This is a genomic window from Pseudomonas sp. H3_D04, from assembly GCF_054669175.1.
In genome coordinates, this window is sequence record NZ_CP162801.1 from 2,101,538 (window position 1) to 2,115,000 (window position 13,463).

General features: G+C 59.1%; 18 protein-coding genes and 1 pseudogene. 14 read left to right on the forward strand and 5 right to left on the reverse strand.

Annotated features, from left to right (window positions below; all coding sequences use genetic code 11):
- Positions 1-135: 135 nt before the first annotated feature.
- Positions 136-816 (reverse strand): SOS response-associated peptidase, encoded by a 681-nt coding sequence (locus AB4N91_RS09910; protein ID WP_460112374.1) that lies wholly within the window; start codon positions 814-816, stop codon positions 136-138.
- Positions 817-1,095: 279 nt separating this feature from the next.
- Between AB4N91_RS09910 and AB4N91_RS09915 the strand changes: the two genes are divergently transcribed.
- On the forward strand, positions 1,096-1,995 hold the full coding sequence (locus AB4N91_RS09915) for a polysaccharide deacetylase family protein (RefSeq protein ID WP_172791160.1): 900 nt from the start codon (positions 1,096-1,098) through the stop codon (positions 1,993-1,995).
- A gap of 118 nt (positions 1,996-2,113) precedes the next feature.
- Positions 2,114-2,356 (forward strand): DUF1652 domain-containing protein, encoded by a 243-nt coding sequence (locus AB4N91_RS09920; RefSeq protein WP_083376532.1) that lies wholly within the window; start codon positions 2,114-2,116, stop codon positions 2,354-2,356.
- On the opposite strand, the gene AB4N91_RS09925 is transcribed toward AB4N91_RS09920, so the two are convergent.
- Positions 2,353-3,234 (reverse strand): LysR family transcriptional regulator, encoded by an 882-nt coding sequence (locus tag AB4N91_RS09925; RefSeq protein WP_010455054.1) that lies wholly within the window; start codon positions 3,232-3,234, stop codon positions 2,353-2,355. The two genes, AB4N91_RS09920 and AB4N91_RS09925, sit on opposite strands and share 4 nt — an antisense overlap.
- A 127-nt stretch (positions 3,235-3,361) precedes the next feature.
- Here AB4N91_RS09925 and AB4N91_RS09930 point away from each other — a divergent pair, with 127 nt between their 5' ends.
- From AB4N91_RS09930 to AB4N91_RS09965, 8 genes are all read left to right on the forward strand, one after another.
- Entirely contained in the window at positions 3,362-4,510 is a 1,149-nt protein-coding gene (locus AB4N91_RS09930; RefSeq protein WP_177346248.1) for a muconate cycloisomerase family protein, read from the forward strand.
- Between the two features lie 10 nt (positions 4,511-4,520).
- On the forward strand, positions 4,521-4,811 hold the full coding sequence (catC, locus tag AB4N91_RS09935) for a muconolactone Delta-isomerase (protein ID WP_010455050.1): 291 nt from the start codon (positions 4,521-4,523) through the stop codon (positions 4,809-4,811).
- A gap of 55 nt (positions 4,812-4,866) precedes the next feature.
- On the forward strand, positions 4,867-5,796 hold the full coding sequence (gene catA, locus AB4N91_RS09940; RefSeq protein ID WP_077749268.1) for a catechol 1,2-dioxygenase: 930 nt from the start codon (positions 4,867-4,869) through the stop codon (positions 5,794-5,796).
- Between the two features lie 268 nt (positions 5,797-6,064).
- Positions 6,065-7,024, forward strand: coding sequence for an AraC family transcriptional regulator (locus tag AB4N91_RS09945; protein WP_154913411.1), 960 nt, complete (start codon positions 6,065-6,067; stop codon positions 7,022-7,024).
- A gap of 298 nt (positions 7,025-7,322) precedes the next feature.
- Positions 7,323-8,687, forward strand: coding sequence for a benzoate 1,2-dioxygenase large subunit (gene benA / locus AB4N91_RS09950; protein WP_083376536.1), 1,365 nt, complete (start codon positions 7,323-7,325; stop codon positions 8,685-8,687).
- A complete protein-coding gene (gene benB / locus AB4N91_RS09955) occupies positions 8,684-9,172 on the forward strand; it encodes a benzoate 1,2-dioxygenase small subunit (RefSeq protein ID WP_460112376.1) in 489 nt (162 codons plus the stop codon). Before benA ends, benB begins: the two co-directional genes overlap by 4 nt.
- Before the next feature lie 10 nt (positions 9,173-9,182).
- Positions 9,183-10,196, forward strand: coding sequence for a benzoate 1,2-dioxygenase electron transfer component BenC (gene benC / locus AB4N91_RS09960; RefSeq protein WP_010455045.1), 1,014 nt, complete (start codon positions 9,183-9,185; stop codon positions 10,194-10,196).
- 89 nt (positions 10,197-10,285) lie between these two features.
- A complete protein-coding gene (locus AB4N91_RS09965; RefSeq protein WP_010455044.1) occupies positions 10,286-11,059 on the forward strand; it encodes a 1,6-dihydroxycyclohexa-2,4-diene-1-carboxylate dehydrogenase in 774 nt (257 codons plus the stop codon).
- 15 nt (positions 11,060-11,074) lie between these two features.
- On the opposite strand, the gene AB4N91_RS09970 is transcribed toward AB4N91_RS09965, so the two are convergent.
- Positions 11,075-11,437 (reverse strand): NUDIX hydrolase, encoded by a 363-nt coding sequence (locus AB4N91_RS09970; RefSeq protein ID WP_077749263.1) that lies wholly within the window; start codon positions 11,435-11,437, stop codon positions 11,075-11,077.
- A 212-nt stretch (positions 11,438-11,649) separates the two neighbouring features.
- Here AB4N91_RS09970 and AB4N91_RS09975 point away from each other — a divergent pair, with 212 nt between their 5' ends.
- Both AB4N91_RS09975 and AB4N91_RS09980 read left to right on the forward strand, forming a co-directional pair.
- The gene (locus AB4N91_RS09975) at positions 11,650-11,850 is read left to right on the forward strand and encodes a hypothetical protein (RefSeq protein WP_010455040.1); all 201 of its coding nucleotides are present in this window, start codon (positions 11,650-11,652) and stop codon (positions 11,848-11,850) included.
- 118 nt (positions 11,851-11,968) lie between these two features.
- On the forward strand, positions 11,969-12,316 hold the full coding sequence (locus AB4N91_RS09980; protein ID WP_077749262.1) for a hypothetical protein: 348 nt from the start codon (positions 11,969-11,971) through the stop codon (positions 12,314-12,316).
- 18 nt (positions 12,317-12,334) lie between these two features.
- On the opposite strand, the pseudogene AB4N91_RS09985 reads toward AB4N91_RS09980, so the two are convergent.
- Together AB4N91_RS09985 and AB4N91_RS09990 are read right to left on the reverse strand one after the other, a co-directional pair.
- Positions 12,335-12,427: pseudogene (locus AB4N91_RS09985) on the reverse strand (osmotically-inducible lipoprotein OsmE); the annotation flags it as partial.
- Positions 12,409-12,651 carry a hypothetical protein gene (locus AB4N91_RS09990; protein WP_460112377.1) on the reverse strand — a complete coding sequence of 81 codons (243 nt, stop codon included), beginning with the start codon at positions 12,649-12,651 and terminating at the stop codon, positions 12,409-12,411. The pseudogene AB4N91_RS09985 and the gene AB4N91_RS09990, both read right to left, overlap by 19 nt.
- 178 nt (positions 12,652-12,829) lie before the next feature.
- Between AB4N91_RS09990 and AB4N91_RS09995 the strand changes: the two genes are divergently transcribed.
- Positions 12,830-13,039 carry a hypothetical protein gene (locus AB4N91_RS09995; RefSeq protein ID WP_042933086.1) on the forward strand — a complete coding sequence of 70 codons (210 nt, stop codon included), beginning with the start codon at positions 12,830-12,832 and terminating at the stop codon, positions 13,037-13,039.
- A 72-nt stretch (positions 13,040-13,111) separates the two neighbouring features.
- A complete protein-coding gene (locus AB4N91_RS10000; RefSeq protein WP_042932783.1) occupies positions 13,112-13,447 on the forward strand; it encodes a hypothetical protein in 336 nt (111 codons plus the stop codon).
- Positions 13,448-13,463 lie beyond the last annotated feature (16 nt).

The window sequence follows — 13,463 nt, forward strand, 5'->3', positions numbered from 1 at the left end:
TATGTACAACAATTCAATTGTCAGACAAGCGGTTAATGCATCGTTTTGCCGCATTCCTTTTAGTGTTTCTTGGATGAAACAGTCTGTGTAACGTTTATGCCGTTCGGCTATTCAGAAACCGGAAATGGATCCAATTCAAGTCAGCTTATCAATCAACATTGCACTCTGGTTCCTGACATTTCCCACTGCCTTATCGACCCTGTACCACTCGAACACTTCACTGACTTCACCTTGCATGAGCACCATCTGCTCGGCACGCTCTTTAGGCGTAGCCGGGTCCAGCCATTCATGTGCCAGTTGCACAGACAACACCACTGGCCGCCGGTCATGAATGTCGAGCATGCCGCCAGCGCTGTCCGCCGTGATGATGACGAAACCGTCGTCGCCGCGCGGCTCGCTGCCACCGTGAGGGAACTGGCCGATCGCCGCGCAGTAGATCGGCGCCCGATCCCGTCGACGAATCAGCCACGGCTGCCGCGTCGTGTCGCCGGCATCCACCCATTCGAACCAGTTGTCGATCGGCACAATCGCACGGTGCGGCCAGATCGCCCGGAAGAACGGGCCATGAGCGACTTTCTCGACCCGGGCATTGATTGGCGCCGACCGGTCCTTCGCCCAGTGTGGCCGCCATCCCCAGCGCAACGAATCGGCGTGCAACCCGTCAGGCTCAAGGTGCAGGAGGGCGAGTTGAGTGGTGGGCGCAGCGTTGTAGCGGGCCAGCGGTTCATTACCGACATGGTTGATCAGCGCGTCGGGAATGCTCAGCACCGCGACAAAGTCGTGAATGCCACGGTACTGCGAGAGTCGTCCGCACATCGGTTAATCCTCAGGCTTGAGCTTTTAGTGTAGGAGCACGGGTACCGTCCTTCGCGAGGATGCTGTGGTTGAACGGCCAATTCCTGACGAATGTAGCTCTGGCGATGGTTCCAGCAGTCGTTGGCGCGGTAAGCCACGAGGGTGAGCGCTGGAACCAAACACTGTGTACCCTGATCCAACCTCGGCCTGCAGCGACCTGCGGGCTGACAAGGGATCAATGGGCGAAGGGTTTTTGCCGTTTTAACGTGATGACCATTACGGTCTGGCCCAAGGCAAACCATGAAACAGTTGTTCAAGGCTCTCACTACGCTAGCCATCGCTGTCGGGCTCGCTGGCTGCATCGCTTCACCGATCGAGCTGACCCCGCAGACCGAACAGCGTCTGCGCGCGCAGCCACCGATCCGCTTTGTGCTGACCTTCGACGACGGTCCCAGCGCGTCAAGTTTCTGGAACCCGAGCATGACGGTGCTCGACAGCCTCGCGCAGAACCCGGTGCAACCGGGGATCAAAGCGGTGTTCTTCGTGCAGACCGGCGCGCCACGGGCCGGCGACAGCGACATCGGGCGCGGGGTCATGCACCGGGAGCAGGCTGAAGGGCATGTGCTGGGTTTCCACACGGCGACCCACTCGCACACCAATCACCGCTCGCTGAGCCCGCAAGAGCTGGAGCAATCATTGAGCAAGGGCAGTGCCGACATTGCCGCAATCACCGGCGCACCGCCCACCCTGGTGCGTCCGCCGTTCTGGAACTACGACACACGTGTGTTCGCCGCCTATCAGCGACATGGTCTGCACCTGCTGCTGACCGACCTGAGCGCCAACGACGGCAAGATCTGGGGCTTCAACGCCAGCCCGCGGAGACGGGCCAACATGTTGCGGCAACTGTCCGAAGTGCGTGAGCGCATTGCACTGGGCGAATTGCCGACGGTGGACGGTGTGATTCCGGTGGTGGTGACCTTCCACGACCTGAATCGCTACACCGCCCGGCATGCCCGCGAATACCTGCAAATTCTCCTCGACAGCGCCCGTGCCACGGGGGTGACGTTGGCGCAGAAGCCGTTTTACGACGACAGGGCGGCGCTGCAACGGGCGGCTTTGGCGCGCACCGTCAGAAGCGGTTCAGAGGCAGTGAAGTTGCCGGGGATCTGGAATTGGTTGTGGGACGGGGATTCTCATTAGAACTTCAGCAAAATGAGAAACAGCTAACACTTAATGTGAGGCCGGCGGGCGCAGACGGGCGAAAATGGATCTATCCTCAGCGGGTCGAATCCGATGAGCCGCCAAGGAGGCGTCAGTCATGGTTTCTATTTCAGTCCTTTGCATCATTGTAGAGTCCGGTTTTAAGCCGCTTTCCTGCGAGTGCACAGTGAATCCCAATGGATTGTTGCGGATCAAGGTGTACGACCGGGCCACCGGGCGCATCGATTTGCTGATTCCCTGTGTAACGCCCGCCAGGCTGACCACCGTTCGCGCGATCTCCGACCTTATTGGCGAATTACGCACCGAACTGCGTGCCGGGCGCCGGGCCTTCGCCGGTTAGCGGGGCAGCAGTTCATCAATTATCTTCAAGCAATGGTTCAACCCCGGCGTCACATCGCCCACGCGCCGACTGAGAATGATCGGTGACGTCGCGTTGTCTTCCAGCAACGGGGTGAAACCAATGTCGTCGCGGTGCAGCAACTGCACCGACGCGGGCACCAGTGTGACCCCGATACCGGCCCCTACCAGACCGATTGCTGTTTGCAGTTCGTTGGTCCATTGCGCCACGTGGATGCTCACGCCGTAGGATTCGAACAGCGCAATAACGTGGTCGGCGTAGCTGGGGCGTGGATTGCCGGGGTACAGCACAAAAGGCTCTTTCGCCAGTTGGCGCAGACTGATCGGCCCGGCCAGCAGTGGGTGGCCGGCAGGCAGGGCGGCGACCAGCCGGTCTTCGGTCAATACCGTCTGGATGATCGCCGGGTCGTCGATGCGGATCCGCCCGAAACCGATGTCTATGCGCCCGGCCTTGAGCGCCTGCACCTGTTGCAGCGTGGTCATTTCCGAAAGCCCGAGCTCAAGCTCCAGAGGCTCGCCACTGCGCAAGCGACGAATCAGTTCCGGCAGCACGCCATACAGCGTCGATGGCGCAAAACCGATGCCCAGCCAGGTCTTTTCCCCCAGGCCGATGCGCTTGGTGTTGTCGCAGACCTTGGCCAGCTGTTCGAGCAAGGCGGTGGAGTGTTCATGGAAGAAGCGCCCGGCGTCGGTCAGCTTCAGCGGACGGCCACGCTCGAGCAATAACACCCCGAGTTCATCTTCCAGTTGCTGGATCTGTCGGCTCAACGGGGGCTGGGCAATGTGCAGCAGTTCGGCGGCGCGGGTGAAATTGAGGGTTTGAGCCAACACCTGAAAATACCGCAGGTGACGCAATTCCATGGTGCCTCCAGGCATTGAGCGGCTGAATACCTTTAAGGTATCGATCCAGACCAATTCTATATTGGCCGTCGGCAAAAAGCCGTATGAGAATCCATTTCAGAACTTAAAGAACCTGACGGGTATCGACATGCGTGCAACTGCCATTGAATCGATCGAGACGATCATCGTCGATCTGCCGACCATTCGCCCGCACAAACTGGCCATGCACACCATGCAGAACCAGACTCTGGTGATCATCCGCGTGCGCTGCGCCGATGGCATCGAAGGCATTGGTGAGTCCACCACCATCGGTGGCCTGGCCTATGGCAATGAAAGCCCGGACAGCATCAAGACCAATATCGACAAACACTTCGCGCCACTGCTGATCGGTGAGAACAGCGGCAACATCAATGCGGCGATGTTGCGCCTGGAGCGCAGCATTCGAGGTAACACGTTTGCCAAATCAGGTATCGAAAGCGCCTTGCTCGACGCCCAGGGCAAACGCCTTGGCCTGCCGGTCAGTGAGTTGCTGGGCGGTCGCGTTCGTGATGCGCTGCCGGTGGCCTGGACCCTGGCCAGCGGCGACACCGACAAGGACATCGCCGAAGCGGAAAAAATGCTCGACCTGCGGCGCCACCGGATCTTCAAACTGAAAATCGGTGCCGGAGAAGTCAATCATGACCTGGCCCACGTTATTGCCATCAAGAAAGCCCTGGGCGATCGCGCCAGCGTGCGGGTCGATGTCAATCAGGCCTGGGACGAGGCGGTCGCACTGCGCGCCTGCCGGATACTGGGCAGCAACGGCATCGACTTGATCGAACAGCCGATCTCACGCACCAACCGCGCGGGCATGGTGCGACTGAACGCCATGAGCCCGGCGCCGATCATGGCCGATGAATCGATCGAGTGCGTGGAAGACGCTTTCAATCTGGCACGCGAAGGGGCCGCTTCGGTGTTCGCCCTGAAAATCGCCAAGAACGGCGGGCCACGGGCCGTGCTGCGGACCGCCGCCATCGCCGAAGCTGCCGGTATCGGTCTGTACGGCGGCACTATGCTTGAAGGAGGGGTCGGCACGCTGGCCTCGGCCCATGCCTTTATCACCCTGAATAAACTGGCCTGGGACACCGAGCTGTTCGGCCCGTTGCTGCTGACGGAAGACGTGCTCAGCGAGCCGCTGGTCTATCGCGACTTTGCGCTGCACGTGCCGCAAACACCAGGCCTTGGCCTGAGCCTGGATGAGGAACGCCTGGCGTTTTTCCGGCGCGACAAAACATCCACTTCCGTTCATCAAGCCTGAGGAGAGCATCATGCTATTTCACGTAAAAATGACCGTGAATCTGCCGGTCGACATCAACCCGGATCTCGCCACCCAGCTCAAGTCCGATGAAAAAGCCCTGGCCCAGCGCCTGCAAGAGCAAGGCAAATGGCGTCACCTGTGGCGCATCGCCGGGCACTATGCCAATTACAGCGTTTTCGACGTCGACAGCGTTCAGGAACTGCACGACCTGCTGATGCAATTGCCGCTGTTTCCGTACATGGCGATCGAGGTCGATGCGATGTGCCGGCATCCTTCTTCCATTCGCGAGGATGACCGCTGAACCCAGCCTGTTCAGTTCGCTACGCCCATAATTACAAGATGAGGAACCCCAAAAAATGAACGTCAAGATTTCCCACACTGCCAGTGCCCAGAAGTTTCTCGAAGACGCCAGCGGCTTGCTCAACGACGCTGGCGACCCGCGGGTCAAAGCCTTGGTTTACCGTATTTTGCGTGATTCGGTAAACATCATCGAAGACCTCGCCGTGACCCCGGAAGAGTTCTGGAAAGCGGTCAATTACCTCAACGTGCTGGGCGCGCGCCAGGAGGCCGGTTTGCTGGTGGCCGGCCTCGGCCTGGAACACTACCTGGACTTGCTGATGGACGCCGAAGACGAGCAGGCGGGGAAGGCGGGCGGTACGCCGCGGACCATCGAAGGCCCGTTGTATGTGGCGGGCGCGCCGTTGTCCGAGGCTGAGGCACGACTGGACGATGGCGTCGATCCGGGCGTGGTTCTGTTCATGCAGGGCCAGGTACGCAACACCGCTGGCGAACCTTTGGCCGGCGCAGTGGTGGATGTCTGGCACGCCAACACGGGCGGCACTTATTCCTACTTCGATACCACGCAATCGGAATTCAACCTGCGCCGCCGCATCGTCACCGATGCCGAGGGCCGCTACCGTTTCCGCAGCATCGTGCCGTCGGGCTACGGTTGCCCGCCGGACGGTCCGACCCAGCAATTGCTCGATCAACTGGGCCGTCATGGCCAGCGTCCGGCGCACATTCACTTCTTTATCTCCGCGCCGGACCATCGTCACCTGACCACCCAGATCAACCTCGATGGCGATCAGTACCTGCATGACGATTTTGCCTACGCCACCCGCGACGAGCTGATCGCCCACATCACCTTCAGCGACGACCCGCAGCGCGCGGCGGCCCATGGTGTCAGCGGCCGGTTTGCCGAGATTGACTTCGATTTTACCTTGCAGACCTCCGCGCAACCTGACGAGCAGCAGCGCCACGAACGGGTTCGCGCGCTCGAGGATTGATCGCCTCGATCGTCGAATCTTTGTGGGAACGAGCCTGCTTGCGAATGCGGGGTGTCCGTCAACGTTGATGTTGAGACTGATGGCCCTATCGCGAACAGGTTCGCTCCCACATTGACCAAGTTACATCAGGGCGAACGCGGTCAACTGTGGGAGCGAGCCAGCTCGCGATAGGGCCAGAACCTTCCACAGGTCAGCCCACTGACACACCGCTGCAAATATGGCCTTAGAATGACCCGACGCAATCAATAACAACAACGAGAGTAACCCGATGATGCAGGCGCAACTGTTGAGTCCGCGCAGCAGAGTATTCGACCACGCCGACCCTTACGCGGTGTCGGGTTACGTCAATCAGCATGTCGGCAATCATTGCATCCTCATGCCCAGGGCCGGCCGTCCTCTGGCCAGCCTCGATCATCGCAAATTCGCCAGCCTTGACCTGTGCCGCATCAGCTACGGCGCCAGCGTGCGGGTGACCTCGGGCGCGCTGGAAACGATCTATCACCTGCAAGTGCTACTGCGTGGCAACTGCCTGTGGCGCGGTCACGGTAAGGAGCATTACTTTGCGCCAGGTGAATTGCTGCTGATCAACCCCGACGACCCGGTGGACTTGACGTACTCCGACGATTGCGAAAAATTCATCCTCAAAGTACCTACCCGGCTGTTCGAGTCGGTGTGTGAGGAGCAGCGCTGGCGCTATCCGGGGCAGGGCGTGCGGTTTCTGGAGAATCGTTATCAGCTTGATGAGCTGGAAGGCTTTGTCGGCCTGCTGGCGATGATTTGCCAGGAAGCCGAGGCCATCCAGCAGATTCCCCGGGTTCAGGAACACTACGCGCAGATCATCGTCAGCAAGATGCTCAGCCTGATGAAAACCAACGTCATCCGCAGCAGCCTTGGCTCGCCGGCGACGACGTTCGAGGGGATTGCCGATTACATCGCGCGCAACCTCAAGCAGGACATCGACAGTGAAGAACTGGCGCGTCAGGCGCGGATGAGCCTGCGTTCGCTGTATGGTTTGTTCGAACGCAACGCAGGGACTTCGCCGCAAAACTACATCCGGCAGAAGAAACTCGAACGCATCAACCAGTGCCTGAGCGACCCGACCTGCAACGTGCGAAACGTCACGGAAGTGGCCATGGATTACGGCTTCCTGCACCTGGGGCGGTTCTCCGACAACTACCGCAAACAGTTCGGCGAGTTACCGTCCGACACCCTCAAGCGCCGGCACTGACCCCAGGCGACATGCAACTTGTGGCGAGGGAGCTTGCTCCCGCCGGGCTGCGAAGCAGCGCCAAAACCTGCGACCGCGATTATTCTGCAAAACCGGGGGGCACAGGTTTGCGACTGCTGCGCAGTCGAGCGGGAGCAAGCTCCCTCGCCACAGGTTCCTGTCGGTCCTGATGGGTGGGCATCAATGATTCACCGCACGTTGCAGTAAACGGATACACGTCTGCACCCATCGGATAGTCCCTCGCATCCCCCCGTCCTAGCATGGCCCTGCCTGAATAAAAACAATGGAGGCGGCGGCCATGTCCCTGCGACCCGAATACCTTCACTCCCTGCTTGAAGATGACAAAGAACAGGGCATCTACCGCTGCAAGCGCGAGATGTTCACTGATCCACGGCTGTTCGACCTGGAGATGAAACACATCTTCGAAGGCAACTGGCTGTACCTGGCGCACGAAAGCCAGATCCCCAACATCAACGATTTCTACACCACCACCATGGGGCGCCAGTCGATCTTCATCGCGCGCAACAAGGAAGGTGTGCTCAACGCCTTCATCAACGCCTGCAGCCATCGCGGCGCGACGCTGTGCCGGCACAAGACCGGCAACAAGAGCTCCTACACTTGCCCATTCCACGGCTGGACCTTCAACAACTCCGGCAAACTGCTCAAAGTCAAAGACCCGGCGGCTGCGGGTTACCCGGCGAGCTTCAACTGCGAAGGCTCCCACGACCTGACCAAAGTCGCGAGATTCGAGTCGTACCGCGGCTTCCTGTTCGGCAGCCTCAACGCCGATGTGGTGCCGCTGGTCGAGCACCTGGGCGAGTCGGCAAAGATCATCGACATGATCGTCGACCAGTCCGCCGATGGCCTCGAAGTGCTGCGCGGTTCCTCAAGTTATATCTATGAAGGCAACTGGAAACTCACCGCCGAAAACGGCGCCGACGGCTACCACGTCAGCTCCGTGCACTGGAACTACGCCGCTACCCAGAACCAGCGCAAACAGCGTGAAGCCGGTGACAGCAATCCGACCATGAGCGCCGGGACCTGGGCCAAGCAGGGCGGGGGGTTCTACTCGTTCGACAAGGGCCACATGCTGCTCTGGACCCGCTGGTCCAACCCCGAGGATCGCCCGCTCTACGAACGCCGCGACGAGCTGTCCCGGGACTTCGGCCAGGCCCGTGCCGACTGGATGATCGAGAATTCGCGCAACCTGTGCCTGTACCCGAACGTCTACCTGATGGACCAGTTCAGCTCGCAGATCCGCATCGCCCGCCCGATCTCGGTCGACCGCACGGAAATCACCATCTATTGCATCGCCCCCAAAGGCGAAAGCGACCACGCCCGTTCGAGCCGGATTCGTCAGTACGAGGATTTCTTCAACGTCAGCGGCATGGCCACCCCGGATGATCTGGAAGAGTTTCGCTCGTGCCAGACCAGCTATCAGGGCAGCGTCACGACGTGGAATGACATGTCCCGCGGTGCCGAACACTGGGTCGAGGGCGCCGATGAGGCGGCCAGGGAAATCGACCTGCATCCCTTGCTCAGCGGCGTGCGCACCGAAGACGAAGGCTTGTTCGTGCTGCAACACAAGTACTGGCAGCAAACCATGCTCAAGGCTCTGGCTGCCGAACAGCCCGAATTGATTGCTGTGGAGGCCGTGCAATGACCCTCACTTATGATGCAGTGCGCGATTTCCTCTACCGCGAAGCACGCTACCTCGACGACAAGCAATGGGACGACTGGCTGGAGATGTACGCCGCCGATGCCTCGTTCTGGATGCCTTCCTGGGACGACAACGACGAGTTGACCGAAGACCCGCAACGGGAAATCTCGCTGATCTGGTACGGCAACCGCACCGGCCTGGAAGACCGCATCTTCCGCATCAAGACCGAGCGCTCCAGCGCCAGTGTTCCGGACACCCGCACATCGCACAACATCAGCAACATCGAACTGCTTGAGCAGGCCGACGGCCTGTGCAAGGTGCGCTTCAACTGGCACACCCTGAGCTTTCGCTACAAGACCGTCGACAGCTATTTCGGCAGCAGTTTCTACATCCTTGATGGGCGCGGTGAAAACCTGCTGATCAAGGCCAAGAAAGTGATCCTGAAGAACGATTACGTTCGCCAGGTCATCGATGTCTACCACCTCTGAGGCGGCCGTCATGACTCATTCCATTGCATTCAATTTTGAAGACGGCGTCACCCGGTTCATCGACGCCAACGTGGGCGAAACCGTGGCCGATGCCGCGTACCGTCAAGGCATCAATATTCCGCTCGATTGCCGCGACGGCGCGTGCGGCACCTGCAAGTGTTTCGCCGAGGCCGGTCGTTATGACTTGGGCGAGGAATACATCGAAGACGCGCTCAGCGCCGATGAAGCGCAGCAGGGTTTTGTCCTGACCTGCCAGATGCGCGCCCAGAGCGATTGCGTGGTGCGCGTGCCGACTTCATCGCAGGTTTGCCGTACCCAGCAGGCCAGTTACGACGCCACCATCAGCGCCGTGCGGCAGTTGTCCGACAGCACCATCGCGCTGTCGATCAAGGGCGAAGCGCTGAGCAAACTGGCGTTTCTGCCGGGTCAGTATGTGAACCTGGGAGTTCCCGGCAGCGAGCAGACCCGCGCTTACTCCTTCAGCTCGTTGCAGCGTGACGGCGAAGTGAGTTTCCTGATCCGCAACGTGCCCGGCGGCTTGATGAGCAGCTTCCTCACCGGCATGGCCAAGGCCGGCGATAGCATGTGTCTGGCCGGGCCGTTGGGCAGCTTTTATCTGCGCGACATTCGCCGGCCGTTGTTGCTGCTGGCGGGTGGAACCGGTCTGGCGCCGTTCACCGCGATGCTGGAGAAAATAGCCGAGCAGGGCAGCGAGCATCCGCTGCATCTGATCTATGGCGTGACCAACGATTTTGACTTGGTGGAAATGGACCGGCTCGAAGCGTTTGCCGCGCGCATCCCGAATTTCAGCTTCAGTGCCTGCGTCGCCAACCCCGACAGCCAGCATCCGCTCAAAGGCTACGTGACCCAGCATATCGAGCCACGACATTTGAACGAGGGCGACGTCGACATCTACCTGTGCGGCCCGCCGCCGATGGTCGAAGCGGTCAGTCAATTCATTCGCGAGCAAGGCGTCGCGCCTGCGAACTTCTATTACGAGAAATTCGCTGCCAGCGCGGCTTGAGTCCAGCCGTTGCGTGATCACTGATTCCACAGGTCAGTGTTTTGTCTGGGACGTTTTCACTGCATGGCATCCTTCGTCACGAGGTCCACATGAACAGATTTCACGAAAAAGTCGCGCTGATCACCGGCGCGGCGCAAGGCATTGGTCGGCGGGTGGCGGAGCGCATGGCCGCTGAGGGTGCGCGATTGATTCTGGTTGATCGCTCGGACCTGGTGTTCGAGGTGCAGCAACAATTGGGGCAGGGCAGCCAGGTGCTTGCCCTGACCGCCGACCTTGAGCAATACAGCGAATGCAGCCGCGTGATGCGCACCGCCGTCGAGCGCTTTGGGCGTCTGGATGTGCTGGTCAACAACGTGGGCGGCACGATCTGGGCGAAGCCTTTCGAACACTACGAAGAGCAGCAGATCGAAGCCGAAGTCCGTCGTTCGTTGTTTCCGACCTTGTGGTGCTGCCACGCCGCGCTGCCGTTCATGCTTGAACAGGGCAGCGGCGCGATCGTCAATGTTTCGTCCATCGCCACCCGCAGCATCAATCGTGTGCCGTATGGCGCGGCGAAGGGCGGTGTCAATGCGCTGACTGCTTGCCTGGCGTTTGAAACCGCCGGTCGCGGAGTCCGGGTCAATGCCACCGCGCCCGGCGGCACCGAAGCACCGCCGCGGGTCATCCCGCGAAACAGCGCAGAGCAGAGCGCCGAAGAGAAAGTCTGGTATCAGCAACTTGTCGGCCAGACGCTCGACAGCAGTTTGATGAAGCGCTACGGCACGCTGGATGAGCAGGCTGGCGCTATTCTGTTTCTGGCCAGCGACGAGGCTTCGTACATCACCGGCATGGTCATGCCGGTGGGCGGCGGCGATCAGGGCTGAGGCGGCTGCGCAAACTTACAAGCGACGCTGGAAGGCTTTGACGATCTTGAGCGTGGCGTCGCTTGTGTTCAGATTCTGGACTGAGTCCAGCGGAAACCACATGCAATCGAAGATTTCATTTTGGGGCCGGGCTTCGTCCGAGTTTAGGACCGACGCCTCGAACACATGGTGGCGGGTGCTGCTCGTTTCCAGTTCCATCAAGTACAACAAGCCGTCGACTCCAAGCCCGGTTTCTTCCTGGAGTTCGCGCATGGCGGCGCACGCAGTGGTTTCGCCGCGCTCGACTTTTCCTCCGGGCAAGGTCCAGCGACACCTGGGTTTGCGCACCAGGAGAACATGCCGATCCTGCTCGCAAATGACTGTTGCCCGTACTTTCATGTGTTACTAAACCGCCGCTTGTCATAAAACAGTCATGAAAATGCAATATTCAGGCCCATGCCTCTGTTTCAAAGGGTTGGAGTGAGGGAAGCGGTAGAAAGTGCAAAGGAATGTCGAAAACCTGACACGACGTCTGGTCGGCACTTGGGCAAAGGGCGGGTGTAAGGTAGCCAAGTCAATCGTGGCTTATCACTGCCGAAAAGGAGGTGACTATGAGCGTTCCGATGCTGAATAAAATGCACATGAACGGTTATGACGTACTCAGCGTAAACAACGGCCCCTGGCGGGTGTGCACCAAAGGCGACCGTCTCGGGGCTTTTGGCAGCAAAGAGGAGGCACTGGCGTTTGCGGCAGCGCTTCCTGCCTACAGAGCAAGAGCGGTTCGATCGACGCCAAGCCAGAAATCAGAATGAGCGCAAGTTTGAAGCCCTGGGATGCCGGGGCTTTTTTTGTCTTGAAATCAGGAGTTGGAAGATTTTAAACGTGACATTTGGATGATAGGGTGGCCGCTTTTAATTCAAGGAAGAAAGCATGTTGAAAGGTCGCTTCACTGCTCTGGCATTGTTATCTGCTGTTTACCTTGCTGGTGTTGGTCAGGTTCTAGCCCAGACGCAAGGCGAAATCCACACCAATCAAAAGGTCTGCGATGTTTTTCGTACATTGGCCGGATCGATCATGCAGTCTCGGCAAAATAACGAAACGAAAGAAAGCCTGCTGGCCGTGAAGTCGGGTAATCCTGATCATGACAAGTTGGGTGCCATGTTGATCAACGAAGCGTACAACCAGCCCGTCCTCGATTCTCCAGAACTCAAAAGCCAAGCCATTAACAGGTTCGCGGATAAATGGCGGGACACTTGTAATAAACCCGCTTCCAGCTAGCTTGCCACCCCATGTTGGCTAGTAACCTCCACCGCCCGAACTGCGAGAGGGTTCCCTCGCTTTCTGCTGTGCGTGGCTCCATTGCGCGCATGTCATGAAGCGGCTTTCGTCCGGCTGATGATTTTGGCTTTCACTTCATCGGCATAGCCCATCAGTCGCTGTTCATCACCCTGAAATAACTCGCACAGCCTTTTAGTTGCCTGCGCATCGACATCATTGCCGGCCAGGCGTAGCTGCTCTGCGATGCGCAAGAGCTCCACTGCCGACCACCTCAGGTCCGACGCAACTCCTTGCAGATCACGCCGAAGTTCGTTTTCATTTTCGTTGAGCCACATGATGACCTCCTGCTGATACCCCGCTACAAAAGAGTAGTCCCAATTAACGGGCGGGGCGTTTGCTCGCCTGCTGCTCAGGGGATGGAAGGTGCGCCGCTTGTCGGGAGAGTGAGCGCGAACGAACCCGCGTGATGTCGTACTGAAGTGGCGAATGTTCGCTAGGGCGAGGCAACTTCAAATGACCAGCACCGACGATTTCAGATTCCATGCGCATGAGCTGATGGTTGACCTGGACGCAGCAACTGCGGAGATGATGAAGCTGATTTCGGCCCATCAGTTAAGTGGGCCGGAGTGGGAGCGGGTCACTCAATGGCAGCATGAAGCGTATGAGCGATGGATGACGTATTTGAACAAACGGTCGTATCCCGATCACAACGTAACGCCCTGAGGGCTGATTCTATAGATGGATGTCTGGTTCGCTACGCGCTACATTTCCCGTTTTTCAGGATAAGGAAGCGTCATGCGGATGTTGATTGGGGGAATAGCGATGGCGATGCTGGCGGGTTGTTCATTGCCGGCATCCCTGGTTCCAGGTGAGCCTAACGTCAGCAAGTACAGTAACAAGGCGCCCAAAGAATACGCCGCGTGTCTTTTGCCACTATGGCAGCAGGAAGTCCCCAAGACGACTCAGACCGGTATTTCCAATGGCTACCGGATCAACGCGCCCAGCATTATTACGGCTGACGAGATTCTGGACATCGTGAAATACAAGGACGGCAGTCGAGTCTCGCTGTATCAGGGCCCTCCATGGGCCAAGTCGGGCGCGATGCGCAAGGCGGTTCGTAGCTGCTTGTAAGACTCAATGCATGTGA